Genomic DNA, 24851 nt, shown 5'->3' on the forward strand with positions numbered 1-24851 from the left:
TCGTTATAGCGCTTGGACATTGCTAAACACCTTCGCCCTCTTGCATGAGTGAGTCAATCAACAAGGGCGACAGGTAGCCTGACACGGAGGGCGTTTGAAAAAAGTGCCTCGCCGTAAGGGCGAAACCACAAGTGGCCGTTACCGCAGAAATGGATATGTACACCGAGGAAGAGAATGGTCGTCTGTCAGGACGCCATCGCGAGCAGGCTCACTCCTACAGTTTTGGACGGTGTACATCAGTAGGCAGTCAAAGCAGAAAAGTCAGTTCCCACAGGGTCCGAGTGAACCCTGAGGGAGAAAAAACCAGACTCAGGCCAGACTCTTGCTCACGACTTCAAACACATCGCTGGACAACTGACCCGAAGCACGAATCCGCTCCAGCTCGCCTTTCATCAATGCCTGACGCGCATCATCATACTTGCGCCAGCGAGTCAGCGGCGCCAACTGCCGGGAAGCGATCTGCGGGTTAAACCCGTTCAACTCGATCACCAGATCCGCCAGGAAGCGATACCCTGAACCATCCGCCGCATGGAAGTTGATCAGGTTCTGCCCGGCAAACGCACCGACCAGCGCGCGTACCTTGTTCGGGTTCTTCATGTTGAAGGCCGGATGCTGCATCAACTGACGCACACGCTCCAGACCACCCGGCAACGCACTGCCCGCCTGAACACTGAACCACTGATCCATGACCAGCGGATTGTCCTTGAAGTGCTCGGCAAAACTCGCCAGTGCCTTGGCCTTTTCTGCTTCAAACGACGAATTGACCAGCACCGCCAACGCCGTCAGGCGCTCGGTCATGTTATCGCTCGCCTCGAACTGCTCAAGCGTCGCCGCCAACACTTCCGGCTTGCCGCTGAGCATCAAGTACGACAGCGCAATGTTCTGCAACGCGCGACGAGCAAAGTGCTCGGCTTCGGCCACATAAGGGGTCTTCTTCGACAGGTCACGATTAGCCTGATAACGCAGCCACAATGCCTCAAACAACCCTTCAGCCAATTGCTTGCGAGCAAACTCACGGGCAATGTGAATCGCATCGACATCAGCCACTTCGCTGATTTCAGTCAGGTACGCCTCACCCGGCAACGAAAGCATTTCCGCAACCATGGCCTGGTCCAGCGTCTCGTCCGACAACACCGTGCGCAAAGCAGAAATCAGGCGCTGATCCAGCACCAGCGTTTCCCCCGCCTGATGCTGGGCAATCAGCTCTTGCAGCACTTGCACCGACAGTTGCTGACCGGCATCCCAGCGGTTGAAACCATCGCTGTCATGCTGCATCAGGAACATCAGTTGATCGCGGTTGTACGGGAAGCTCAGTTTCACCGGCGCGGAGAAACCACGCAGCAATGAAGGCAACGGCTGTTCAGCGATGTCGATGAAGGTGAACGTCTGCTCGGCCTCGGTCACCGAGATCACCCGCGATGTGCCCTGAGCGCTGGCTTCGCCGGACAGGCGCAAGGCAATCGCCGCGCCTTTGGCGTCCAGCAGGCCCAATTCCACAGGAATCACGAACGGCAGTTTTTCAACCTTGTCCGGGGTCGCCGGGCAGCTTTGACGGAAGGTCAGGCTGTAGGTTTTCGCCGCCGCGTCGTAGGACTCGCTCACTACCAAGCGCGGTGTACCCGCCTGGCTGTACCAGCGCTTGAATTGCGTCAGGTCGACACCATTGGCGTCTTCCATCGCCTTGATGAAGTCGTCGCAGGTCACCGCCTGGCCGTCGTGGCGGTCGAAATACAGGTCACTGCCTTTGCGGAAGCCATCGGCCCCGAGCAAGGTGTGAATCATGCCGACCACCTCCGAACCCTTTTCGTACACGGTCAGGGTATAGAAGTTGGAAATCTCGATGAAGCTGTCCGGGCGCACGGCGTGGGCCATGGGACCAGCGTCTTCGGCGAACTGGTGTGTGCGCAGGTAAGCCACGTCCTGGATGCGCTTGACCGTGGCCGAGTTCATGTCCGAGGAGAATCCGGCATCGCGGAACACGGTGAAGCCTTCCTTGAGCGACAGCTGGAACCAGTCGCGGCAGGTCACGCGGTTGCCCGACCAGTTGTGAAAGTATTCGTGGGCGACGATGGCTTCGACGCGCTGGTGCGCAGCGTCGGTCGCCGTTTCGGCGCGAGCCAGCACGGCGCTGGAGTTGAAGATATTGAGGCCCTTGTTCTCCATGGCGCCCATGTTGAAGTCGTTGACCGCGACGATCATGAAGATGTCCAGGTCGTACTCGCGACCGTAAACCTCTTCATCCCAGCGCATCGACTTCTTCAGGCTGTTCATGGCGTGCTGGCACTTGTCGATGTTTTCCGGCTCGACGTAGATGCGCAGTGCCACGGAACGCTCGGTCATGGTGGTGAAGGTGTCTTCAACGCACCACAAATCACCGGCCACCAGCGCAAACAGGTACGCCGGCTTCATGAAGGGGTCTTCCCAAGTCGCCCAGTGCCGGCCGTCTTCGCCAGGGCCCGAGGCAATCGGGTTGCCGTTGGACAGCAGCACCGGATAGCTGTGCTGCTCGGCGACGACCGTGGTGGTGAACTTGCTCATCACGTCCGGGCGATCGAGGTAATAGGTGATCTTGCGAAAGCCTTCGGCCTCACACTGGGTGCAGAACATGCCGCTGGATTTGTACAAGCCTTCCAGCGCGGTGTTGGTTTCCGGGTGAATCCGCACGCTGGTGTCGACCGTGAACGTGGTGCTGGTCGGGTGCAGGGTCAGGTGATTGTCCGTCAACTGATAGTCGCTTTCGCTCAGCTCGCGATCAGCCAGGGTGACCGACAGCAGTTCCAGCTGCTGACCGTCCAGTACCAGCGGCGGCAAGCCAGGGCCGCGCTCGGGATTGCGGCGCATCACCAGTTGCGCATGGACCAGGCTGTGGTCCTCGAACAACTCGAAGGTCAGGTGCGTCTCGTCGATCAGGTACTCGGGCGCCTGATAGTCTTTCAGGTAAATCATCTTCGGTTGTTCGGTGCGCATGCTGGAGTCCTTACTGATGCACGGCGAGCTGATAAGCCGTGTATTTACGAATATTGATCACGCCGGTGTCGAAGATCAGGTATTGGCCCTTGACTCCCAACAGCGTGCCTTCGGCAATCGGATTCTTGTCCAGGTTGAAGCTGACGATCTTGGCCGGGTATTGCTCGACCGGATAGCGGATTTCGAGGGTTTCTACGTCGGCAATGGTCTGAATCGCTTGTAGGCCAAATCGTTCCTGCAGGGTTTGCAGGCCCTCGGCGCAGCTGTCGAACAGTTGATCACGCACTTCGGCCAGGTCCACCGACACCGCTTCGCCCTTGAGCAAGGCGCGCCAGTTGGTCTTGTCCGCCACCTGGCTGCGGAACAGGTCTTCGACGAAACCCGACTGCTGGCGGGTCGACACGCGCATGATCGGCAACGCCTGACGGGCACCCTGATCGATCCAGCGGGTCGGCAGCTGGGTGGCGCGGGTAATCCCGACTTTCACCCCCGACGAGTTGGACAGGTACACGATGTGGTCGGTCATGCAGAACTTCTCGCCCCACTCCGGCTCACGGCAGGTGCCAGCGTCGTAGTGGCAACGCTCGGGGCTCATGATGCAGATGTCACACTGCGCCAGTTTGGTCATGCACGGGTAGCAATAGCCCTGGCTGAAACTGGTTTTGGTCTTGCGCCCGCAATGGGAGCAAAAGATCGCCCCCAGGTATTCCAGGCGTACGGTGGTGCCGATCATTGGATTGACCGGCACCTCGACATCGCCCAGGCGAAACGCATATTGCACGTCGGACCCGTCAAGACGCGACGACATTTTACTGATTGCACCGCGGCCAATCTCGATCAATGGATGGCATCCGATTTGAACAAAATGTTCGGTACGCTGATCGACTTCGAACTGCATTCCTGCGGGCCCATGTAACCGGTGCGCTGGTCTTCGGGCAGGTTCTGGATTTCCCAGGCAATCATCGCTTGCAGCGACAGTTCGCGTTGTTCGGCGGTGAGTTTGCCACCGTCGGACCATTTGCCGATTTCCACCGCCAGTTTCAGGCTCTGGTAGATCTCGGGGGTGATGTTTTGGATCATTTCGTTAAAAGAGGACATCAGGGTCTCCGCGCTCTTTACTACATAAACTGATTTAGGCGGCCAGTTTACGGCGGTTGTACAAACCACCCAACAAACCGGTCAGGCATCCGACGAGCAACCCGCCGACGTGCGCCGCATTGGCAATTTCACCGAAGCCGATCATCGAGACCAGCCCGGACAGGCACAGCACCAACCACACCAGCATCATCACCAGCACGCCGCGCGGCAGGCGATAAGCCGGGTTCGGCGACAACAACTGGAAGATCCAGCAATGCCCGAGCAGGCCGTACAGCACGCCGGACAAGCCACCGAACAAGGTCGGACCACTGAAATAATACTGGGCATAGTTTGAGACGAGGCTGAACAGCAACGTCAGGCCGATCAGGTTGATGCTGCCCTGACGCGATTCGATGCGCCGGCCCAGCTCCCAGTACCACATGCCGTTCATGGCCAGGTGCAGGATGCCGAAGTGGATCAGCATCGGCGTTATCAGGCGCCACCACTGCCCTGCCGCCAGGCTGTCGGCCAACGGTACGAAACGGATGTACTCGCCGACCACGCGAAAATCGAGGAAGGTCAGCCAGCGCATCGTGTCGAGGTTTTCGCCCAGCAGCGTCACCGCACCCACCAGGATACTCAGCAGCAAAATCGCCGCGGTCGCCCTGGCGTAACGCAGTTGCTCGACGAAACCGGGGCGCCGAGTGGTTTGCGCTGCCGGAATGTCGAGCTGCTGATCGGGATCACCGGCCGGAAAACGTTCGTACAGCGAACGCACGTCTTCGCTGATGTTGGACGGCACCCACAGCACTTGCTCGCCCGCCTCCTCGCTGACGCGGTGCGGCACCTGCATGCGCTGCAGCAGTTTGACGAACCCGCTCAAATCCACCGCCAGCGGCAGGCGTAAAACGGCAACCACACTCATTGCAGCACCTCCGGCCGTTCGACATCGACCCAGACAAATTTATGCGGATCGAGCCGGGTTTCCTGATCCAGCCGGTAGGCGACCAGTTTGCCGTAGAGCACGGCGCTGTAATCCAGGCAGGCCAGGTTCGGGCGAATCGGCGCCGGTTTGCCGCTGCGCCAGTAGTGGCCGACGAACAACAGTGGCTCGTCGACGCCATAGCGCAGCAAGGTATTTTTTTCCGTGGACGACAGTGGCGTCCTGGCCACGGGCTCAGGCAATGCGTCGGGCTGGAACACAATGTCTCCGTAGGTTTGCGGGTCGTCCTCCCAGAATTTGGTGCGGAAGAACGAACGCACCAGACCGTCGCCGCTGGTCATGGTCAAGCCATCGGGCAAGCGCATGTCGGTGCCGCGCAGCAACCGGTCGAACACGGTGCAGGCGAAACTGCCCGGCACGGCCGAGGCCTGGAGGAAATGCTCATCGACGCAACCGTTGGGAAACAATCCGCGCAACGGCTCGATCAGGCCCGAATCCCAGCACGCATGCACCACCCGGAAGCGCCCGGCATCGACGAACAACGGCATCTCGTAGAACCATTGCAGGAAGTCATGCCAGTCACCGGGATGGTCTTCGAACTGGGTCAGGGTTTCACCCAGCAACCGGGCATGGCGCGGCGTGTGTTCACGGACGAACTGCTTGCCGCTGCCCGGTGGCGCCGGCGTGCTCCAGCCCAGCGCGTTGAATTCATGGTTGCCCATGATGCACAGCGCCTGGCCGGCCTCGACCATGTCATGCACGATGTGCAGCGCCTCGCGAATCCGCGGGCCGCGATCAATGATGTCGCCCACAAACACGGCCATGCGCGACGGATGCCGCCAGACGCCACCTTGTTTGTGGTAACCGAGCCGGTCGAGCAAGTGCTCAAGGGTCAGAGCGCAACCGTGCACGTCACCGATCAGGTCGTAGCTACGCGCGGGATCGAGCATCAGTCGCCTCCACCACCCAATCGACTGCCCCAACCGAGCTTGGTCCGACAGACTTCGTAGTAGTTGTGGTCAAGCGGATGGATCAGCCGCAGCTTCTGCGCTTTTTTGCTGATGGTGATGGTGTCACCCGGCGCGCAGGTGAAGTGGTTCTGCCCGTCACAGGAGACTTGCGGGTAGATCTGCATATCTTTGGACACGACGATTTTCAGCTCACTGTTGCCATCGACCACAATCGGCCTGCCCGACAAGGTATGGGGGTACATCGGCACAATCACAATAGCGTCAAGCTTGGGGTGCATGATCGGTCCGCCCGCCGACAGCGCATAGGCCGTCGAACCGGTGGGCGTCGCGACGATCAGGCCGTCGGCCTTCTGGCTGCAGACGAACTGGCCGTCGATGTAGAGTTCGAACTCGATCATTCGCGTTGATTTGCCGGGGTGCAGCACCACATCATTGAGGGCATCGCCCTGACCGATGGCTTCGGCGTGCCGGCGGACTTCGGCTTGCAGCAGGAAGCGATTTTCCACCAGGTAGTGGCCATCGAGCACTTCGGCGACTTTGACTTCCAGCTCATCAGGGCGAATATCGGTGAGGAAACCGAGGCTGCCACGGTTGATGCCGAGTACCGGTATGTTGTGCTTGGCCAGCGCGCGAGCGGCGCCCAGCAGGCTGCCGTCGCCGCCGACCACAATCACCATGTCACACACTTCGCCGAGCATCTTGCGGGACGAGGTTTGCAGGCCATGACCGGGAAGGACTTCGGCGATGGTGTCTTCGAGGATCACGTGCAAGTGACGATCGAGCAGAAACCGTTTCAGTCGGCGGACGGTATCCAGCACCTGGGAACTGCCCAGGCGACCGATGATGCCGATATTACGAAATTGCTCCATGGGGTTCCTGCAAGGACGGCGAAAAAGACGATTATGGGCGAAAGCGCGGGATAGACAAAATCCTTTCAGCCACAAGGGTGTACTCATGTTTAGGGCTATGCTCGCAAGATGATCCTATTTCCCGATTTGCTCTCGTTGCCCCATCAGTTGCGCCACCCCGAAGTGCGCGACCTGGCCTGGGTCATCCTCGCGCCGCCGATGCTCGTTGATACGCCCTGGCCGCAGCGGCATCCGCTGGCCGGCAGTGAATGGGTGCAAGAACCGCAACGCCTGGAACGCTGGTTGCGGCAACTGGACCGTGACAGTTATGACTTGCTGCACTGGCTGTCCCAGGCCCGAACCCGGCGCTTGGGCCTGTATTACGAGCGGCTTTGGCAGTACGCGGTGCGTCACGCGCCGGGAATCGAGTTGATCGCCGCCAACCTGCCGATTCGCCGTGAAGGCCACACGCTGGGCGAACTGGACATGCTGCTGCGTGATCGCGACGGCGTGCATCACCTGGAACTGGCGATCAAGCTCTATCTGGGGCCGCAACATGGCGACGGACACGACACCGCGCAGTGGCTCGGCCCCGGCTGCCATGATCGACTGGACCGAAAACTGGCGCACCTGGCTCAGCATCAATTGCCCATTTCTGCCCGCGTCGAAAGCCGCGAAGTGCTGGCGGCCCTGGATATCCAGCAGTTCAGCGCCCACTTGTGGCTCGGCGGTTACCTGCTGTATCCGTGGCCGGGACAGGCCGAACCGCCCGGCGGCGCGCATCCGCAGCATTTGCGCGGTAGCTGGCTGCATCAGAAGGACTGGGCGGATTTTGTCGTGCAGCGCCCTTTCGGTCGCTGGCAGCCCCTGCCCCGCCATGCCTGGCTGGCGCCGGCGCATTATCCTGCGGAGCAGACCTGGAGCGTCGAGCAATTGAATGCGTGGCTCGGTACTCTGGAGCCGTTGGCGCCGGCGCAGTTGTTGGTGCGCCTGACCGAAAATGCCGAGGGGGACTGGGAGGAAGCGGAGCGGTTGTTTCTGGTGGCGAATCTTTGGCCGAATGTGCCGGGTAATGGTTGAGGTTTTGTAGTGCCTGCTCGCGATGAAGCCAACTCGGTCTAAACGGATAACCGCAATGCCAACGCCGCCAACGTCACCAGCAAAACCGGCACCGTCAACACCACCCCGACCTTGAAGTAATACCCCCACCCGATCCGGATGCTCTTGCGCTCCAGCACATGCAGCCACAACAACGTCGCCAGACTGCCAATCGGCGTGATTTTCGGCCCCAGGTCGCTGCCGATGACGTTGGCGTAAATCATCGCCTCCTTCACCACACCACTGGCCTGACTGGCATCGATCGACAGCAAACCAATTAGCACCGTCGGCAAATTGTTCATGATCGAAGACAGAATCGCCGTCAGCACGCCCGTGCCCATGGCCGCACCCCATACGCCGTAATGGGCAAAGCCATCGAGCCATCCCGCCAGATACCCGGTCAGGCCGGCATTGCGCAGGCCATACACCACCAAATACATGCCCAGCGAGAAAATCACGATCTGCCACGGTGCTTCTTTCATCACCTTGCGCGTGGAAATCTTGTGGCCGCGCGCGGCGATACCCAGCAACAACGCGGCGCACACCGCGGAAATGGCGCTGATTGGAATACCCAGTGGTTCCAAGGCAAAACAGCCCACGAGCAGGATCACCAACACCACCCAACCGGCATAAAACGTCGCCTTGTCATGGATCGCCGTGGCGGGCAGCTCCAGTTGTTCGGGGTCATAGTCCTTCGGAATGTCGCGACGGAAGAACCACAGCAGCATCGCCAATGTGGCCGCGACGCTCACCAGGTTGACCGGGATCATTACCGCCGCGTAACGGTTGAACGTGATGTGGAAGAAGTCGGCGGAAACAATGTTCACCAGGTTCGACACCACCAGCGGCAGGCTCGCGGTGTCGGCGATGAAACCGGCGCCCATCACGAACGCCAGGGTCGCCGCCGGGGAGAACCGCAGCGCCAACAGCATGGAAATCACGATGGGCGTGAGGATCAGCGCCGCGCCGTCATTGGCGAACAAAGCCGAGACCAAAGCCCCCAGCAACACCATATAAGCAAACAGTTTGCGCCCGCTGCCCCGCCCCCAACGAGCCACATGCAACGCAGCCCAGGCAAAGAAACCCGCCTCATCCAGCAGTAAACTGATGATGATCAGCGCCACGAACGTGCCGGTTGCATTCCAGATGATCTGCCACACGATCGGGATGTCGCTCAGGTGCACGACACCGAAAATCAGCGCCAGCACGGCACCGAATACCGCACTCCAGCCCACGCCCAGGCCTTTGGGTTGCCAGATCACCAGAGTGATGGTCAGCAGGAAAATGAGTGAGGCGATGAGCATGCAAAGCAACCTTGCGCGGAAAAACAAACCGCGATTCAGCCGCAACGCTCGACCAGAGTAAAGCCCCAATTTCGACACACCACGATCCCGTAACAGTTGATGGGCAGCGCGAGGCTCGTGTAGCAGCCTCGCGCTGCTCGTCAGCGGCTACAACAGGAGGGTTACAGTCGGATGACATGGCCTTGCATTGGCGCGACCTGGCCGTTGAACAGCCGTGTGATCACCGTCTGCGCCGCCTCATAACCGTCACTCTCCACCACCTCCAGCAGTGGATTGGCAGGCGCGGTCACTTGCCCATAAAACCGCTGCAACCCCTCGCCGATATGTTGACTGACCCGTTCCGCTCCCCACTCTGCGTTGCGCTTGCGCAGCTGGACCGGGGCGAAAAAGAACACCGGTTGCGGCCCTTCAATGGCGCTCAGTTGTGCCTCGTCGGTGCTTTGCGCGGAACCGGCGAAGCAGCTGTACACCAGTTGCCCGGCGAAATGCTGATGCACCCGGTCACGCAAACCCAGGTCGCCGGAAAAATCCACGTACAGCGTGGGACGATCATTGGCCAGGCTCGCCAGTTCGGCGTACGACACCGTGCGCTCATAACAACCGAGCGCTTCGACGAAGGTCTTGTTGCCGGCCGAAGTCAGCGCAACCCGTTCAATGTTGGGGTGGTTTTCCAGGCACACGGCGGTGCCATAGGCGGTTTTGCTCGAAGCACTGGAAAATACCAGCCGGGTCGCACCGAAAAACTGATTGTCTTGCAGGAAATCCGCCAGCATCGACGACGTCAGAAACAGCGGTTTCAGCAAAATCTGCAGGTTTTCGGTGTCGGGGCTGTAGTACGGATCCCAACTGCACCGGGTGTACTGATTGTAGGCCGAAGTCAATGCCTGCCGGTGTTCGGCGGCGTCATAGAAACCTCGGTCGGTGACGCGCTCGGGACGCATCCACAGATGACTGGCAATCGGAAAGTAGCCGTAGAAGCGTTCTCCGACCGCGACCCCCTCCACAGTTGACGCGATCACATCGGCAAATCCCCACGCCGGAATGTGTGCCCATTCCTCAAGCCCTGTAGGAAAGAACCCCCAGTAGTTCATCGAATCGCCATAAGCGGCGTAGGTGATGTTGTTGGTGGTCAGCGCACAGCGGTCGATTTTCAGAATCACCTCCCCTTCGGCAGGAACGAGACTGCGCTGCTCCTGTTCGATTCGACTCTGGTCGAGGGCGTTTTTGCGGGTGATCAGCCGTGTTACCGTGCTCGGACTTTGCATCTTTCAGACTCCTGCTGCGAGTGAGTGGCGGGTAGCACCAGAGTAGTGGCAGCCGATGAAGAGCGGGTTCGGAAACACCAGGGGCAGTGCGCCCACCCTCAATCCCCGCGCCAAACCGCTGAAACGGCCGAGTCAGGCCCGGGCGATCTTCACCGTGGAAGCGATTTACGAGGCGTTTGTTCGGATTTGGCGGCGCGATGGCTGGTCCGGGCTGACCACCCGAGCGGTGGCGCTGGAAGCTGGCGTCGCCATCGGGACGTTGTACGATTATTTTCCGAGCAAGGAAGCGCTGCTGTCAGGGTATGTCCGCCACTGCCTGGACAATCTGTTACAGCACATCGATGAACAGGTCGTACGACCCACGCATCTGGATTGGCAGGTGCGAATCAAACGCTTGATCCGCATGACCTGCGACCCGACGGATGCTGATCAGCCGTTGTTCGACTATGAATGGATGACCCTTGAACACCAGATCGCCGAACCCAAACACCACCGACGGGTGTTCCAGGAGTTGTCGCAGAAATGGCGCGAAGCGTTTGCCGCGTGTAGTGATTTGCCTGAGCATCCGTCAGATACAACCATCGATGCCTGGTTGATCACCGCCTGGGGTGGCCGGCGTTACTGCGTGACTGTGCAACCGGCGGCGGCACAAACGGCTGCGTGGCTGGCGGAGATCGAGTCGATGATCTGCGGCCGATTGCTGCCCTCCCCCTAATCCCCGTAGGAGTGAGCCTGCTCGCGATAGCGGTGTGTCAGTTGGCATTGATTTGGCCGACACACCGCCATCGCGAGCAGGCTCACTCCTACAGGGGAGAACGGTGCTTTCAGACTTTTTTGTGTTGTTCGACCCATTTGCCATAGGCATTGATGAAGCTCTGCAGGAACGGCTTCACAGACTCGGACAATTTACCCGCCTCGTCAAACGCCGAACCCGCCCCGCCCAGATAGGCTTCCGGCTGCTGCATACACGGCACATCCAGAAACACCATGGACTGGCGCAAGTGGTGGTTGGCACCAAATCCACCGACTGCGCCGGGCGAAACACTGATCACCCCACCCGGTTTTCCGCTCCAGGCGCTCTGGCCATAGGGCCGCGATCCCACGTCGATGGCATTCTTCAACGGCGCGGGTACCGAGCGGTTGTATTCCGGGGTGACGAACAGCACTGCGTCGGATGAACGTACTTGTTGCCGGAAAGTGCTGTAGGCTGCCGGCGGTGAAGCACCATCAATGTCTTCGTTGTAGAGCGGCAAGTCGCCGATTTCGACGATTTGTAGCTTGAGATTGGCCGGTGCGAGGTCAGCCAGGGCCAATGCTACCTTGCGATTGATCGATGCCTTTCTCAAGCTGCCGACCACGACGGCGATCGTATAGACGTTACTCATGGAAGATGTCTCGACTGTCCGATGGAGAGAACTTGTAGGTATAGATGACGAATCACCCAGCGGGCTCTGAATTTCACCGCCCCTGACTATTTTTTTCTTGTAGGAAAACTTACTTCGCCCAACCACGGTCTACAGAACCGAAAATTGAGTGAATTATCTCCAGAGGTTCTAAACAGATGGCAGCAGTACTTGTCGGTCAGTTCCATGCAAGAGATGCGGAAGGCCGCGTTTATTCCGTGCATGAGTTCGAGGAATCCACCCCGTCGGCGGACGGCCTCGGCGGCTCGGAGCCTGTCACCACCTACAAACTGGCCATTGGCGATCGCGTCAGGAAACTCGATGACAACCAGTTTCTGCTGGTTCAATCGGACGTGACCATCGTGCGTGAACCCAACAAATTCGTCGGTAGCGTGCCGGAAGCCAACGTCGCTTCATAACCCCGCGTTATGAGCAGAAGTCATATGCGCGCACTTGAGTTAGGATTCAGTCACTGATTCCCTCACCTGCTGAACATGGACTTCACGCATGCGTTTACGCCATATCGAAGTGATCCACGCGCTTGTGCAGACCGGTCACCTGGGCACCGCCGCCGAATGGCTGCAGTTGCCGGTGACCGAGGTTGAAGGCATTTTGCGCGAGGCCGAGGGTCAGTTGGGTTTCATGCTGTTCTCCAGCGTGCGCGGGCGCTTGCAGGCGACCCGCGAAGCGCGGGAGCTAGAGGCACAAATCGCCCACATCTACGAAGCGCTGGAGCCTGTTCAACGCTTGGCCGCCAGCCTCAAGCAGTATCAGGCACCGCCCCTGCGCATCATCTGCACTCCGCCGCTCGCCCAACACTTGTTGCCCCAGAGCATCGCCACGCTGCGCCGTCGCCTGCCCGATGCGCCTTGCAGCCTGCTGAGCCAACCAACCCGCGAAATCATAAAATCCCTGTTGTTGCGCGAAAGCGATTTGGGGTTGAGCCTGCACGATCCCGATCACGCCGACATCCATTGCCAGGTGATTGCCCAAGGCAAGCTCCAGCTGTTGGCGCCCCATGGCTGGCTGCAACCCAAGCAGAAATACATTTCATTGCAGGATCTGGCGGGCCAGTCGATGGTCGGCCTCGAAGGCCACGATCCGCTGAGCCGTGCCCTGGAGAACAAATTGCAGGCGTTGCGTCCAGCCCCGGTTGTGCATATTCGAGTGCAGACGCATCAGATGATGCGCAGCATGGTCGAGGCCGGTGAAGGCCTGGCGATTGTCGACCCGTTTACCGCCCTGGGCGCCAAAACCAGTGGACTGGATGTGTGTCCGCTGGCCCCGGCGGTGCCAGTCAGCCTCTACGCCCTGACCCTGAAAAACGGCGAGCCAGCCGCCGCCATTCAGACCCTGCTGGACATTGTCACGGAACAAGCCGCGGCGATGCTGGCGAACTGATCGGGTGTTCCAGCGCATTATCGAACAAGCGATACCAGAACAGCGCCACTTCGGCAGTGTTCGGATCGATTCCGCGATAGCGCAGATGATCCATCCCGCCAATCACGTAACCACAACGCTCATAGAGCCGGCAGGCGCCGAGGTTGTTGTTTTGGGTTTCGAGCATGATGCCCGGCAGTTTTTTCTTGCGACTCCAGAACTGAGCCACGTCCAGCAAGGCTTTGGCCACCCCGTGGTGCCGCGCCGGTGCATGCACCGCCAGCTCGTCGATATGGGCAAAGCCATTCCAATTGGTGCTGACCACCAGATGACCGACCGGCTCATCGTCGAGGTACGCCATGAAAATCGCACTGTCGGCGGCATCGCGAAAGCTGCTGAATTCTTCCGGGTCGATGCCGTAGCACTTTCGATAAGGGGTGATCGGCGTAATCAACCACTGTTCGACTGGTTTGCCGATTTCGGCAGCACCATAGGCGGCAACTTCAAAACTGAAATCACTGCCCCAGATATAGGCCGCAAAGCCGTCATCGGCGACACGCACCGACAGGCCGGGGTACTTGGGATTAATGACAGGTTGCATACTGGGAAAGGTCCTCATTCCTTGATGCAATCGACGGTGTAGTGCCGTCCATTGCCCTCGTCTTCGTGTTGCAATCCATGCACATCGACGACGAATCCTGGGAAACTGCTATCAAACGTCCTTGCAAATGAAAGATAGTCGATGATTGACCGGGTCGACTCGGTGAACCGCTCACCCGGCATGATCAGCGGAATGCCTGGCGGATACGGAACCAGCATCACCGCAGCGATCCGCCCGTCCAGGGCATCGATCGACACCGCCTCTACCTCGCCCCGTACCAGATGATCATAGGCGTCAGCGGGCTTCATGACGATTTCCGGCAGCACGGTGTACATGCGCTTGAGGTGTTTGGCCGTGGCATTGCTGCGATAACAGGCGTGCAGTTGATCGCACAAATCGCGCAGGCCCATGCCTTGATAGCGCCCGACACTCTGTTGTGCCACACAGGGCAGGCAATTGGCCAGGCTGACGTTAGCGTCGTAGCTGCGCTTGAACTCCAGCAGCTCGGTCAACAGCGTGCTCCATTTGCCTTTGGTGATGCCCATGGAAAACAACACCAGGAACGAATACAGCCCGGTCTTCTCGACCACCAGCCCGCGCTCCCAGAGAAATTTGCTGACCACTGCCGCCGGAATCCCGCGCTCGCTGAGCGCACCGCCCGCGGTTAGCCCGGGCATGACCAAGGTGACTTTGATCGGATCGAGCAACACGTAATCGTCGGTGACACCGCCAAAGCCGTGCCAGTCGGCATCGGGCTGCAAGAGCCAGTCTTCGGTGACCACGCGGTCGATGCCTTCCACCGACGGCGGCTGCCAGATGGAAAACCACCAGTCATCCGCCGCGATGTGTTGCCGCAGGTTAGCCAGGGCGCGACGAAAGCTCAGGGCCTCGTCGAACATTTCCTGCAACAGCGAACGCCCGGCCGGGCCTTCCATCATCGCCGAGGCCACGTCCAGCGAGGCAATGATGCTGTACTGCGGCGAGGTGGAGATGTGCATCATGAACGCTTCATTGAAACGGTCGCGGTCCAGTTGCCGCGCCCCACCGTCCTGAACATGAATCATCGAGGCCTGGCTGAATGCGGCCAGCAACTTGTGCGTGGAATGCGTGGTGAACACCAGCGGGCTATCTTCGCTGCGCGAGGTGCCCATGCCGTAGCGTCCGGCGAAGAACTCGTGAAACGCCGCGTAGGCGTACCAGGCCTCGTCGAAATGCAACACCTCGACACTGTTGCCGAGGTTCTGCTTGATCAACTCGGCGTTATAGCAGAGGCCGTCGTAGGTCGAGTTGGTGATCACCGCCAGTTTGACCTTGGGCGCCCGGCCCTTGGTCAGCGGGCTGGCGTCGATTTTGGCCTGGATTGATTCGCGGCTGAATTCGCTCAATGGAATCGGGCCGATGATCCCCAGTTCATTGCGTTCCGGGCACAGGTACAACGGGATCGCGCCGGTCATGATGATCGAATGCAACACCGACTTGTGGCAGTTGCGATCCACCAGCACCAGGTCATCGCGCGCAACCATGGAATGCCAGACGATTTTATTGGCGGTCGAGGTGCCATTGATCACGAAAAAGGTGTGATCGGCGCCAAAATTGCGCGCAGCGCGCGCTTCCGCCTCGGCCAGCGGACCGGTGTGATCGAGTAGAGAGCCCAGTTCGGGCACCGACACCGACAAATCCGAACGCAGGGTGTTCTCCCCGAAAAACTGGTGAAACGCTTGCCCTACCGGGCTCTTGTGATACGCCACGCCACCGCCGTGGCCCGGGGTGTGCCAGGAATAATTGGAGTCGGCGGTGTGTTGCACCAGTGCCTTGAAAAACGGTGGCAACAAACCGTCCAGGTACTTGCGCGCAGCCCGGGCCACTTGCCGGGCCAGGAACGGCACGGTGTCTTCGAACAGGTAAAGAATCCCGCGCAGTTGATTGAGCTCGGCCATGGCATCGGCCGGCGCGTTTTCCAGCGTCACTTGTTCGCCGAGGGCAAAAATCGGCAGGTCCGGCGCCCGCACTCGCGCCAGGCCAATCAGTTCGGCCATGTTCTGCAACAAATGCGAGTGGGCGCTGGGGTCTTCGGCGGCAATCAACATGCAGGAGAGGCCGTGATGGGTCGACGCGACTAGCCGCCCTTCGGCGTAATCCACCGCCGAAACGATGCTGAAGCCTTCCTGTTCAAGCTCCCGGGCGATGCCCCGCACGCGATCACCGGCGACGGTGTCGGCCTTGATGTCGCGGTGGACAATCAGGACCGGGAATTTCAAATCTTTATACATGGGGCTCAGTGTCCTGAGGCGGCAGACCGTGGCCTGCCAATACCCTCAGGGTAGAGGGTTGAGGCGAATGTGGCGAGTGGCGATGCCCCAAACTGGGTCACCGGCAGCCCAAACACGCCCCGTAGCAGCTGACGAGCACCGCAAGGCTGCTACAAATCAGGCCTGGGCCTTGGCGTCCGCCAGTTGCTGCCACAGTGACGGGGCACCGGCGGCTTTCGCGATGGCTTCAAGACGTGCGACATGCTGGGCCAGGTCATCTTCGCTGGCGCGGATGATTCGGGCGCGTGGGCGGTCGGCTGGCAAGCGGCGGATTTCGGTGGCGGAGTTGTCCGCGCCTTCGCCGGAGCCATTACCGTCTGACGCATTACCGGCCAGCGACAGGCTGGTCTGGCCACCGGTCATGGTCAGGTAAACGTCGGCAAGGATCTCGGAGTCGAGCAACGCGCCGTGCAGTTCACGGCCCGAGTTGTCGACGCCATACCGTTTGCACAAGGCGTCGAGGCTGTTGCGCTGCCCAGGGTGACGTTCCCGGGCCATCATCAGGGTATCGAGGATCGAGCAGTGTTGTGTGATGTCCGCACGCTCGTGCTGGCCCATCAGGGCGAATTCGTTGTTGATGAAACCAACGTCGAACGCCGCGTTATGGATGATCAGCTGCGCGCCTTTGATGAACTCGAAAAACTCATCGGCCACTTCGGTGAAACGCGGCTTGCCCACCAGGAATTCGTTGGTGATGCCGTGGACGCCAATGGCGCCTTCGTCACTCTCGCGATCCGGCTGCAGGTAAACGTGAAAATGCCGACCGGTCAGGCGCCGACCGATCAACTCGACACAACCGATTTCGATAATCCGGTGGCCGTCTGTCACCGGCATGCCGGTGGTTTCGGTATCGAGTACAACGGATCTGGTGGCCATCAGTGCTCAGCTCTCAACGGGTCAATCGTGCAAAAGCGGCGATGTTAACACGCTCGCTCAGGTCTTTCAGAGACACCGCGTTTTGCCTATCGCGAGCAAGCTCGCTCCTGCAGGGATTGATCGTTCCCACGCGGAACAAGGGAACGATCAGTGTAGATTTATGCCTGTTTGTAGCCGCGCACTTCATCCACGCCCCGGTTGGCCAACTGGTCAGCCCGCTCGTTACCGTGGTGACCGATGTGCCCACGCACCCATTTCCAGGTGACGTTGTGGCGATTGACCTGCTCATCCAGCAGCTTCCACAAATCAGCATTTTTAACCGGCTCTTTCGCCGCTGTTTTCCAGCCGCGCTTCTTCCAGTTGTCCATCCATTCGTTGATGCCTTTCATCACGTACTGTGAGTCGGTCACCAGCAGCACGTCGCAGGAGCGCTTGAGCTCTTCGAGGCCACGAATCGCACCCATCAGCTCCATGCGGTTGTTGGTGGTATTGGCTTCGCCGCCCCACAGTTCCTTTTCAACGCCTTTGCACACCAGCAGTGCGCCCCAGCCGCCAGGGCCCGGGTTGCCTTTGCAGGCGCCGTCGGTGAAGAGTTCTACGCTATCGCTCATGCCAATCTATCCAGAAAATGCGGTGGCTCGCCGATTCGTGATCGACGATGCCCGAGGCCGGGACTGACCCGGCCGGGAAAATAAAAGGTATTACGGGTCGATGCGACGGCGATTGACCTTGGCCATCGGCAAGGGAATCAGCTTGCCCATCGGTTCGCGTCGTTCCTGACGCAGCGGACGCAAACCCACGACAATCTTGCGCGCCACCAACAAATAGAAGCCGCCGCCCGACAGTTGCCAGTCACCGGCCTTGCGCTCCCAACCGGCCAGACGAGCTTGCCAGGCGGGTGACGCAAGCGGCGGACGATAGCACCCGAAGCGGCGTTTCTCCAGCGCGAAACCCAGCAGGTTCAACCAGTCGGCGACGCGTGACGGCGAGATGCAGCGCGCCTTGCGCAGGGCGTCATGGGCGAACACATGGCGCAGGCCCCAACTGCTCCAGGGGTTGATGCCGATGATCAGCAAATGCCCGCCGGGCCGCACGCTGCTCGCCGCTTCGCGCAGCAAACCGTGGGGCGACAGGCAGAAATCCAGCCCATGCTGCAACACCACGACGTCAGCGGCGTGCTCGCTCAACGGCCAGGCTTGCTCTTCACACACGATCTCGACACCGGGCAATGGCGCACCGAGGCGCACATTGCGCTGTACTTGCGGAGCAGACGGTGGCGTCTGGGCCGAAGGACCGTAATGCACCAGGTAACCGCCGAAGAAACGCCCCAACTCGTCTTCGAGCATGCGTCGTTCTTCGTCCAGCAAAAATTGCCCGATAGGGCCGGACAGCCATTCACGGGCCGCGCTGATCAATGTCAGCCACTCGGGATCAGCCTGAGCGAACGCTTTATCGGTCATTGCATTCTCCAACGCGCCAGGAAGTTCTAAGATGCGCCATTGTTTTCCGCTTGGCGAATCCGACGATGATACAGATCAGTGCCCTGCCCGCCTTCACCGACAACTACATCTGGTTGTTACAAGACCACCGCACCCAGCGCTGCGCCGTGGTCGATCCGGGCGATGCCGCGCCCGTGCAGGCCTGGCTTGCGGCGCATCCGGGTTGGGTATTGAGCGATATTCTGATCACTCATCACCACCATGACCACGTCGGTGGCGTCGAGCAGCTGAAAAAAGCGACAGACGCAACAGTCTACGGCCCCGCCAGCGAATCCATCCCGGCGCGGGACGTCGCGCTCAAGGACAACGACCGGGTCAGCGTGCTCGGCTGGGACTTCGACGTGTACGCCGTCCCCGGCCATACCCTGGGGCACATTGCCTACTACCACCATGGCTTGCTGTTCTGCGGTGACACCCTGTTTGCCGCCGGTTGTGGCCGTTTGTTCGAAGGCACGCCGGAACAGATGCACACCTCGCTGGCACGCCTGGCGGCATTGCCCGAAGATACGCTGGTGTATTGCACCCACGAATACACCCTGAGCAACCTCAAGTTTGCCGCAGCGGTCGAGCCAGAAAACCCCGACACCGCCGAGCGCCTCGCCAAAGTGACCCAACAACGCGCAGCCGGAATCATGACCCTGCCGTCGACCCTGGCCCTGGAAAAGCTCACCAACCCGTTTTTAAGGGTTGATGAAACATCTGTTAAAGAAAAAGTGGACGAACGGAATGGTCCCGATAACCGGGCTCCGAGTGCGGTTTTTGCTGCGTTGCGGGCTTGGAAAGATACGTTCTAGGCCGTCATGCTATTGCAATGAAAATTCTGAATGGTTGACCGCAGGGGGTACCCTTTCTAGAATCGGCCGACATTTTTGCCCGGAACTTACTTCCAGCCAATGTCGTCATCTATTCGTAAAGCCATCAATTCAGACGCATTGACCCGCTTGGCTCAAGCCATCGCGGTGGCTGTGTCCGCCACTCTGGCGGGCTGTTCCAGCCATGTGCCGCAGACCGACGCGGCACATACCCCGAATATCGCCGCTCGCGCCAAACAGAAACCGATCTGGCTCAGCGAAAAACCCTCGCCGCAAGTACCGCAGGACGTCTGGGAGCGCATGCGCCAGGGCTTCCAGTTGCAGGACGGCCTGGGCGTCAACCCGCGTATCGAGCAACAGCGACTGTGGTTCGCCAGTAACCCGTCGTTCCTTGAAAACGCCGGCGAGCGCGGCAGCCTCTACATTCACTACATCATCGAACGCCTTGAAGAACGCAACATGCCGCTGGAACTGGCGCTGCTGCCAGTGATTGAAAGCGCCTACAACCCGATGGCCTATTCCCGGGCCGACGCGGTGGGTCTTTGGCAATTCATCCCTTCCACCGGGCGTTACTACAACCTGCGCCAGACCCGTGCCTATGATGGCCGACGCGACATTACCGCCTCGACCACCGCGGCCATGGATTACCTGACCCGCCTGCACGACATGTTCAACGGTGACTGGCTGCTCGCCCTCGCCGCCTATAACGCCGGTGAAGGCACCGTCAGCCGGGCCATCGAGCGCAACGAAAGGCTCGGCCTGCCGACCGATTACTGGAACCTGCCGCTGCCAGCGGAAACCCAGGCTTACGTGCCGAAGCTGCTGGCCTTGTCGCAAGTGGTCCTGTCGCCCGAAGCCTATGGTGTGAACCTCAGCCCGATCGCCAACGAACCGTACTTCCAGGTCGTCGAAATCAACCAGCGCATGGACCTGTCCAAGGTTGCCGAGGTTGCCAACATCGACGAAGACGAACTGTTCCAGCTCAATCCGGCGTTCAAACAGCGCACCACGCTCGATGGCCCCCAGCACTTGCTGGTGCCAACGTCCAAGGCGCAGTTGCTGACCACCAGCCTGTCGACCATGCGTCCGGAAGAATTGATCAGCAAGAAGCCTCGCAAACCGGTCTTTGAAGGCGCAGACGATGTTCAACTCGCCAGCGTCAAGCGCACCACTTACCGGGTCAAACGCGGCGACAACCTCGGCACGATCGCCAAGGCCAATAAAGTCGACGTCGAAGACTTGCAACGCTGGAACAAGTTGACGGGCAAGCACCTCAAGACGGGGCAGACCCTGGTGATGCAGGACACGACCAAGCGCAGCAACGGTCGCGTCAACACGGTCGTCGCCGCCAACAGCAAAGCCGACAAAAAGAAGCCGCAGACCCAATACAAGGTCCAGCAAGGCGATTCGCTGTACATCGTCGCCAAGCGCTTCAACGTCGAGATGCAGCACCTCAAGCGCTGGAACCCGCGTGTTGGCCAGGCGTTGAAGCCTGGGCAGATGCTGGTGGTGTCTTCGCCACGCTAAAAAGAGCCCCTGAATTCAGGGGCTCTTTTTCGCCTGAAGGTTTTCACTATGCCCTGTAGCCGCTGGCGAAGCCTGGGTCCGACTGCGCAGCAGTCGTCAATTCAGGCGGCGCGGTGATTCAGGAAAATAGTGGTCACCAGTTTACGACTGCTGCGCAGTCGGACGCAGGCTTCGCCAGCTGCCACATGGGCCCGCAAGTTCAATTAACCCTGCATTAACCCCCTGTCTTTTTCCTGTCGATACAAGCTGTTACTGTACGGGCCACAATGCCCAAGCCGCCTGGATCGGATCTCTGACTTGAAGCGTCCCCTCCTCCTGCTCCTGATCAGCCTGGCCTTCAGCTCCCCCGCAAGCGCGACGATCAGCGAAAGCCACGGTTATGCGCAGTTCGGCACGCTCAAGTACCCGGCCCGATTTACCCACTTCGACTGGGTCAACCCGCAAGCGCCCAAGGGCGGTACGTTGCGGGTGATGGCGTTTGGCACCTTCGATACGCTCAATCCTTATACCTTCAAGGGCTCAAGCCCGGTTTCCACCCCCAACTTCCTGCAGTACGGCATCAACGAGCTCAATGAGCCACTGATGGTCGGCACCGGCCAGTACGCACCGTCCGGCGACGAACCGACCTCCAGTTATGGCCTGATCGCGCAATCGGTGGAATACAGCGAGGACCGCAGTTGGGTGGTGTTCAACCTGCGGCCCGAAGCGCGGTTCCACGATGGTTCGCCGATCACCGCTTACGACGTCGCGTTCTCCTACCGCTTGTTGCTCAAGGAGGGGCATCCGCAGTACCGCACCAGCCTTCAGGAAGTCGCGCGGGTCGACATCCTTAACCCGCAACGCATTCGTTTTGTGTTCAAGCGCGCCGGCAACCCATTGCAGATCCTGCGCCTCGGCGAATTACCGGTCCTGTCGCAACATTACTGGAAAGGTCGCGACTTCAAGGCCACCACCTTCGAGCCGCCTCTGGGCAGCGGGCCGTATCGCATCACATCAGTAACGCCCGGACGGCAGATCGTTTTCGAACGGGTCAAGGATTACTGGGGCAAGGACCTGGCGGTCAATCGCGGCAAGTACAACTTCGATCGCATGGAAGTCGAGTTCTACCGCGACAGCGACGTCGCCTTCGAAGCGTTCAAGGCCGGCGAGTTCGACGTTTACATCGAGCATCAGGCGAAGAACTGGGACAACGGCTACAACTTCCCGGCCGTACGCCGCGGCGACGTGATCAAGGCGCAGATCCCGCATCAGATCCCGACCCAGAGTCAGGGCCTGTTCATGAACACCCGACGCCCGACTTTCGCCGAGACCAAAGTCCGCGAAGCCCTGGGGTTGATGTTCGATTTCGAGTGGACCAACCGCACGCTGTTCAGCGGCGCCTACAAGCGCGCGATGAGTTACTACCCCAACAGTGAATTCGAAGCCACCGGGCTCCCGGTCGGGCACGAATGGCTGATGCTCAAGCCCTATCGCGAGCAGTTACCCGCCAAGCTCTTCACCGAGCCGTTCAGCCTGCCGCACACTGACGGTCGCGGCATCCCCCGGAAAACCCTGCGCAAAGCCCTTGGGCTGCTCGCTGAGGCCGGCTGGAAGCTCAATGGCCAGCGATTGCAGAATGCCGTCGGGCAACCCCTGCGATTCGAGATCCTGCTGGTCAACCCGAACCTGGAGCGCATCCTCCAGCCCTACGTCGAAAACCTCGCGAGCATTGGCATCGACGCACGACTGCGCACCGTTGACCGCGCCCAGTACAAACAGCGCCTCGATCAGTTCGACTTCGACATGATCTTGATGACCCTCAACCAGACCCTCAGTCCGGGTCTGGAGCAATGGCAGTATTTCCATTCCAGCCAGATTGGCGTCAAGGGCAGTAAAAACTACGCCGGTATCGCCAACCCGGTGGTCGATCACTTGCTCGAACAACTGCTCGCCGCCCAGAGCCGCGACGAACAAGTCGCCGCCGGCAAAGCCCTTGACCGCGTGCTGCTGTGGCAGCACTACATCATTCCCAACTGGTACCTCAATTATCATCGCCTGGCCTACCGCAACCGGTTCGCCTTTGTGACCACGCCGCCCTACACCCTGGGCCTGAGCGCGTGGTGGCTGAAGTCTTCGGAGAAAGATCAATGAAACCCGTACGCACCCTGCTGTTGCAGGCCAGCGGACTGCTGTTCGCCGGGCTGGCCTGCGCCGCCCCGCAACACGCGGTGACCCTCTACAACGAGCCGCCGAAGTACCCGGCCGACTTCAAGCATTTCGACTACGTGAACCCGGATGCACCCAAGGGCGGGATCTTTCGCCAGGCCGGTTTCGGTGGCTTCGACAGCCTCAACCCGTTTATCAGCAAGGGCGTGCCGGCCGACGATATCGGCATGATCTACGACACCCTCGCCCGGCAAGGTTTGGACGAACCGTTCACCGAATATGGCCTGGTGGCCGGCAAGATCGAGAAAGCCCCGGACAACAGTTGGGTGCGTTTCTACCTGCGCCCTGAAGCGCGCTTCCACGACGGCCATCCGATTCGCGCCGAAGACGTGGTGTTCAGCTTCCAGATGCTGACCAAGGACGGCGCCCCGCTGTATCGCGGTTACTACAACGACGTCGAGGAAGCGGTCGCCGAAGACCCGCTCACCGTGCTGTTCAAGTTCAAGCACTCCAACAACCGAGAGCTGCCGCTGATCCTCGGCCAGTTGCCGGTATTGCCCAAACACTGGTGGGCCAACCGCGATTTCAACAAGGGCAACCTGGAAATGCCGTTGGGCAGCGGCCCGTACAAAGTCAGCGAAGTGAAGGCTGGACGCTCGATTCGCTATGAGCGGGTCAAGGATTACTGGGGCAAGGACTTGCCGGTCAATCGCGGGTTCTACAACTTCGATGTGATGACCACCGATTACTACCGCGACAACACCGTGGCGCTCGAAGCACTCAAGGCCGGGCAGTTCGATTACTGGCTGGAGATGACTGCGAAGAACTGGGCCAACGCCTACAACGTCCCGGCCGTTACCGAAGGCCGGCTGATCAAGGAACAGATCCCCAACGGCAACCCCACCGGCATGCAGGGTTTCGTGTTCAACCTGCGTCGCCCGGTGTTCCAGGACGTGCGCGTGCGCCAGGCCCTGACCTTGTTGCTGGACTTTGAATGGACCAACAAACAGTTGTTCAACAGCGCCTACGCGCGCACCCGCAGCTATTTCGAGAACTCGGAAATGGCCGCCACCGGCCTGCCGGATGCCGATCAACTGGCGATCCTCGATCCGTTTCGCGGCAAGATCCCCGAGCAAGTGTTCAGCGAAGCCTTCGAGAACCCGACGACTGACGGCAGCGGCATGATTCGCGACCACCAGCGCCAGGCCTATCACCTGTTGCAAGAGGCCGGCTGGCGGATCGTCGACGACAAAATGGTCGACGCCACCGGCAAACCGGTGACCATCGAGTTCCTGCTGGCCCAGACCGAATTCGAGCGCGTGCTGCTGCCGTTCAAGCGCAACCTCAGCGACCTCGGGATCGACCTGGTGATCCGCCGCGTCGACGTCTCGCAGTACATCAACCGCGTGCGCTCACGGGACTTCGACATGATCGTCGGCAGCTTCCCGCAGTCCAGTTCACCCGGCAACGAACAGCGTGAATTCTGGATGTCGGCCGCCGCTGACAAACCCGGCAGCCGCAACTCCATGGGCCTCAAGGACCCGGTGGTGGACCAATTGGTCGAGCAACTGATCAACGCCGATTCACGCAAAAGTCTGGTGGCCCATGCCCGCGCACTGGACCGCGTGCTGCAATGGGGTTATTACGTGATCCCCAACTGGCACATCAAGACGTGGCGCGTGGCGTACTGGAACCACATCGGTCATCCGAAAATCTCCCCCAAGTACGATATCGGCATCAACACCTGGTGGGTCAAGCCAGACGCGACACCGGCGATAGAAGTCGAAACCAAACTGCAAGCCGACCCTGCGGGCACGGAGTAATCA

At 59.9% G+C, this 24851-nt stretch carries 22 protein-coding genes; 8 read left to right on the forward strand and 14 right to left on the reverse strand.

What is annotated here, in order from left to right; genetic code table 11:
• Nucleotides 1–309 precede the first annotated feature (309 nt).
• The 6 genes from pepN to H8F22_RS00030 are packed head-to-tail and all read right to left on the reverse strand — an operon-like array spanning nt 310 to nt 6827.
• A complete protein-coding gene (gene pepN, locus H8F22_RS00005; RefSeq protein ID WP_194939565.1) occupies nt 310–2967 on the reverse strand; it encodes an aminopeptidase N in 2658 nt (885 codons plus the stop codon).
• 10 nt (nt 2968–2977) lie between these two features.
• Nucleotides 2978–3808: a DUF2797 domain-containing protein gene (locus H8F22_RS00010; protein ID WP_027923404.1), complete on the reverse strand. Its 831-nt coding sequence runs from the start codon at nt 3806–3808 to the stop codon at nt 2978–2980.
• On the reverse strand, nt 3805–4065 hold the full coding sequence (locus H8F22_RS00015) for a YeaC family protein (RefSeq protein WP_027923403.1): 261 nt from the start codon (nt 4063–4065) through the stop codon (nt 3805–3807). Before H8F22_RS00015 ends, H8F22_RS00010 begins: the two co-directional genes overlap by 4 nt.
• A gap of 34 nt (nt 4066–4099) precedes the next feature.
• On the reverse strand, nt 4100–4969 hold the full coding sequence (locus tag H8F22_RS00020; RefSeq protein WP_027923402.1) for a rhomboid family intramembrane serine protease: 870 nt from the start codon (nt 4967–4969) through the stop codon (nt 4100–4102).
• On the reverse strand, nt 4966–5940 hold the full coding sequence (locus tag H8F22_RS00025) for a metallophosphoesterase (RefSeq protein ID WP_371258947.1): 975 nt from the start codon (nt 5938–5940) through the stop codon (nt 4966–4968). The genes H8F22_RS00020 and H8F22_RS00025 overlap by 4 nt, the downstream gene beginning before the upstream one ends.
• Complete coding sequence (locus tag H8F22_RS00030; protein WP_027923400.1) at nt 5937–6827, reverse strand: NAD(+) kinase; 891 nt, start codon at nt 6825–6827, stop codon at nt 5937–5939. Before H8F22_RS00030 ends, H8F22_RS00025 begins: the two co-directional genes overlap by 4 nt.
• A gap of 108 nt (nt 6828–6935) precedes the next feature.
• Here H8F22_RS00030 and H8F22_RS00035 point away from each other — a divergent pair, with 108 nt between their 5' ends.
• On the forward strand, nt 6936–7886 hold the full coding sequence (locus tag H8F22_RS00035; protein WP_059180957.1) for a DUF1853 family protein: 951 nt from the start codon (nt 6936–6938) through the stop codon (nt 7884–7886).
• A gap of 38 nt (nt 7887–7924) precedes the next feature.
• Here H8F22_RS00035 and H8F22_RS00040 read toward each other — a convergent pair whose 3' ends face one another.
• Together H8F22_RS00040 and H8F22_RS00045 are read right to left on the reverse strand one after the other, a co-directional pair.
• Nucleotides 7925–9208 (reverse strand): arsenic transporter, encoded by a 1284-nt coding sequence (locus tag H8F22_RS00040; protein ID WP_027923398.1) that lies wholly within the window; start codon nt 9206–9208, stop codon nt 7925–7927.
• A gap of 161 nt (nt 9209–9369) precedes the next feature.
• Nucleotides 9370–10473 carry a DUF2855 family protein gene (locus H8F22_RS00045; protein ID WP_059180958.1) on the reverse strand — a complete coding sequence of 368 codons (1104 nt, stop codon included), beginning with the start codon at nt 10471–10473 and terminating at the stop codon, nt 9370–9372.
• A 55-nt stretch (nt 10474–10528) separates the two neighbouring features.
• On the opposite strand from H8F22_RS00045, the gene H8F22_RS00050 reads away from it, so the two are divergent.
• The gene (locus H8F22_RS00050) at nt 10529–11188 is read left to right on the forward strand and encodes a TetR/AcrR family transcriptional regulator (protein WP_194939566.1); all 660 of its coding nucleotides are present in this window, start codon (nt 10529–10531) and stop codon (nt 11186–11188) included.
• Nucleotides 11189–11297: 109 nt separating this feature from the next.
• On the opposite strand, the gene H8F22_RS00055 is transcribed toward H8F22_RS00050, so the two are convergent.
• The gene (locus tag H8F22_RS00055) at nt 11298–11858 is read right to left on the reverse strand and encodes an NADPH-dependent FMN reductase (protein WP_027923395.1); all 561 of its coding nucleotides are present in this window, start codon (nt 11856–11858) and stop codon (nt 11298–11300) included.
• Between the two features lie 176 nt (nt 11859–12034).
• On the opposite strand from H8F22_RS00055, the gene H8F22_RS00060 reads away from it, so the two are divergent.
• Complete coding sequence (locus H8F22_RS00060) at nt 12035–12295, forward strand: hypothetical protein (RefSeq protein WP_194939567.1); 261 nt, start codon at nt 12035–12037, stop codon at nt 12293–12295.
• Between the two features lie 88 nt (nt 12296–12383).
• Nucleotides 12384–13277, forward strand: a complete 894-nt coding sequence (locus H8F22_RS00065) for a LysR family transcriptional regulator (RefSeq protein WP_027923393.1) — start codon at nt 12384–12386, stop codon at nt 13275–13277.
• Here the strand turns inward: H8F22_RS00065 and H8F22_RS00070 are convergent.
• From H8F22_RS00070 to H8F22_RS00090, 5 genes are all read right to left on the reverse strand, one after another.
• Nucleotides 13243–13857: a GNAT family N-acetyltransferase gene (locus H8F22_RS00070; protein WP_027923392.1), complete on the reverse strand. Its 615-nt coding sequence runs from the start codon at nt 13855–13857 to the stop codon at nt 13243–13245. The genes H8F22_RS00065 and H8F22_RS00070 overlap by 35 nt on opposite strands.
• Nucleotides 13858–13871: 14 nt before the next feature.
• Nucleotides 13872–16127, reverse strand: coding sequence for an Orn/Lys/Arg family decarboxylase (locus H8F22_RS00075; RefSeq protein WP_194939568.1), 2256 nt, complete (start codon nt 16125–16127; stop codon nt 13872–13874).
• A gap of 156 nt (nt 16128–16283) precedes the next feature.
• Entirely contained in the window at nt 16284–17042 is a 759-nt protein-coding gene (gene dnaQ / locus H8F22_RS00080; protein WP_027923390.1) for a DNA polymerase III subunit epsilon, read from the reverse strand.
• Between the two features lie 158 nt (nt 17043–17200).
• Nucleotides 17201–17653 (reverse strand): ribonuclease HI, encoded by a 453-nt coding sequence (gene rnhA / locus H8F22_RS00085; RefSeq protein WP_008028618.1) that lies wholly within the window; start codon nt 17651–17653, stop codon nt 17201–17203.
• A gap of 90 nt (nt 17654–17743) precedes the next feature.
• Complete coding sequence (locus tag H8F22_RS00090; RefSeq protein ID WP_027923389.1) at nt 17744–18502, reverse strand: methyltransferase domain-containing protein; 759 nt, start codon at nt 18500–18502, stop codon at nt 17744–17746.
• 65 nt (nt 18503–18567) lie between these two features.
• On the opposite strand from H8F22_RS00090, the gene gloB reads away from it, so the two are divergent.
• The 4 genes from gloB (at nt 18568) to H8F22_RS00110 (ending at nt 24848) form a co-directional block, all read left to right on the forward strand.
• Nucleotides 18568–19335, forward strand: coding sequence for a hydroxyacylglutathione hydrolase (gloB, locus tag H8F22_RS00095; protein WP_194939569.1), 768 nt, complete (start codon nt 18568–18570; stop codon nt 19333–19335).
• A gap of 99 nt (nt 19336–19434) precedes the next feature.
• On the forward strand, nt 19435–20880 hold the full coding sequence (locus H8F22_RS00100) for a transglycosylase SLT domain-containing protein (protein ID WP_059180962.1): 1446 nt from the start codon (nt 19435–19437) through the stop codon (nt 20878–20880).
• 297 nt (nt 20881–21177) lie between these two features.
• Entirely contained in the window at nt 21178–23010 is a 1833-nt protein-coding gene (locus H8F22_RS00105) for an extracellular solute-binding protein (RefSeq protein WP_194939570.1), read from the forward strand.
• The gene (locus tag H8F22_RS00110; protein WP_027923385.1) at nt 23007–24848 is read left to right on the forward strand and encodes an extracellular solute-binding protein; all 1842 of its coding nucleotides are present in this window, start codon (nt 23007–23009) and stop codon (nt 24846–24848) included. Before H8F22_RS00105 ends, H8F22_RS00110 begins: the two co-directional genes overlap by 4 nt.
• The last annotated feature ends 3 nt before the right edge of the window (nt 24849–24851 follow it).

The organism is Pseudomonas mucoides (assembly GCF_015461845.1).
GTDB classification, from domain to species: Bacteria; Pseudomonadota; Gammaproteobacteria; order Pseudomonadales; family Pseudomonadaceae; genus Aquipseudomonas; species Aquipseudomonas mucoides.

Excerpts from the sequence above, each read along its gene's own strand:
- H8F22_RS00065 (WP_027923393.1), top strand. The coding sequence starts at position 12,384 with ATGCGTTTACGCCATATCGAAGTGATCCACGCGCTTGTGCAGACCGGT.
- pepN (WP_194939565.1), bottom strand. The coding sequence starts at position 2,967 with ATGCGCACCGAACAACCGAAGATGATTTACCTGAAAGACTATCAGGCG.
- H8F22_RS00075 (WP_194939568.1), bottom strand. The coding sequence starts at position 16,127 with ATGTATAAAGATTTGAAATTCCCGGTCCTGATTGTCCACCGCGACATC.
- dnaQ (WP_027923390.1), bottom strand. The coding sequence starts at position 17,042 with ATGGCCACCAGATCCGTTGTACTCGATACCGAAACCACCGGCATGCCG.
- H8F22_RS00045 (WP_059180958.1), bottom strand. The coding sequence starts at position 10,473 with ATGCAAAGTCCGAGCACGGTAACACGGCTGATCACCCGCAAAAACGCC.
- gloB (WP_194939569.1), top strand. The coding sequence starts at position 18,568 with ATGATACAGATCAGTGCCCTGCCCGCCTTCACCGACAACTACATCTGG.
- H8F22_RS00060 (WP_194939567.1), top strand. The coding sequence starts at position 12,035 with ATGGCAGCAGTACTTGTCGGTCAGTTCCATGCAAGAGATGCGGAAGGC.
- H8F22_RS00090 (WP_027923389.1), bottom strand. The coding sequence starts at position 18,502 with ATGACCGATAAAGCGTTCGCTCAGGCTGATCCCGAGTGGCTGACATTG.
- H8F22_RS00100 (WP_059180962.1), top strand. The coding sequence starts at position 19,435 with ATGTCGTCATCTATTCGTAAAGCCATCAATTCAGACGCATTGACCCGC.
- H8F22_RS00015 (WP_027923403.1), bottom strand. The coding sequence starts at position 4,065 with ATGTCCTCTTTTAACGAAATGATCCAAAACATCACCCCCGAGATCTAC.
- H8F22_RS00055 (WP_027923395.1), bottom strand. The coding sequence starts at position 11,858 with ATGAGTAACGTCTATACGATCGCCGTCGTGGTCGGCAGCTTGAGAAAG.
- H8F22_RS00050 (WP_194939566.1), top strand. The coding sequence starts at position 10,529 with ATGAAGAGCGGGTTCGGAAACACCAGGGGCAGTGCGCCCACCCTCAAT.
- rnhA (WP_008028618.1), bottom strand. The coding sequence starts at position 17,653 with ATGAGCGATAGCGTAGAACTCTTCACCGACGGCGCCTGCAAAGGCAAC.
- H8F22_RS00040 (WP_027923398.1), bottom strand. The coding sequence starts at position 9,208 with ATGCTCATCGCCTCACTCATTTTCCTGCTGACCATCACTCTGGTGATC.
- H8F22_RS00020 (WP_027923402.1), bottom strand. The coding sequence starts at position 4,969 with ATGAGTGTGGTTGCCGTTTTACGCCTGCCGCTGGCGGTGGATTTGAGC.
- H8F22_RS00035 (WP_059180957.1), top strand. The coding sequence starts at position 6,936 with ATGATCCTATTTCCCGATTTGCTCTCGTTGCCCCATCAGTTGCGCCAC.
- H8F22_RS00030 (WP_027923400.1), bottom strand. The coding sequence starts at position 6,827 with ATGGAGCAATTTCGTAATATCGGCATCATCGGTCGCCTGGGCAGTTCC.
- H8F22_RS00110 (WP_027923385.1), top strand. The coding sequence starts at position 23,007 with ATGAAACCCGTACGCACCCTGCTGTTGCAGGCCAGCGGACTGCTGTTC.
- H8F22_RS00070 (WP_027923392.1), bottom strand. The coding sequence starts at position 13,857 with ATGCAACCTGTCATTAATCCCAAGTACCCCGGCCTGTCGGTGCGTGTC.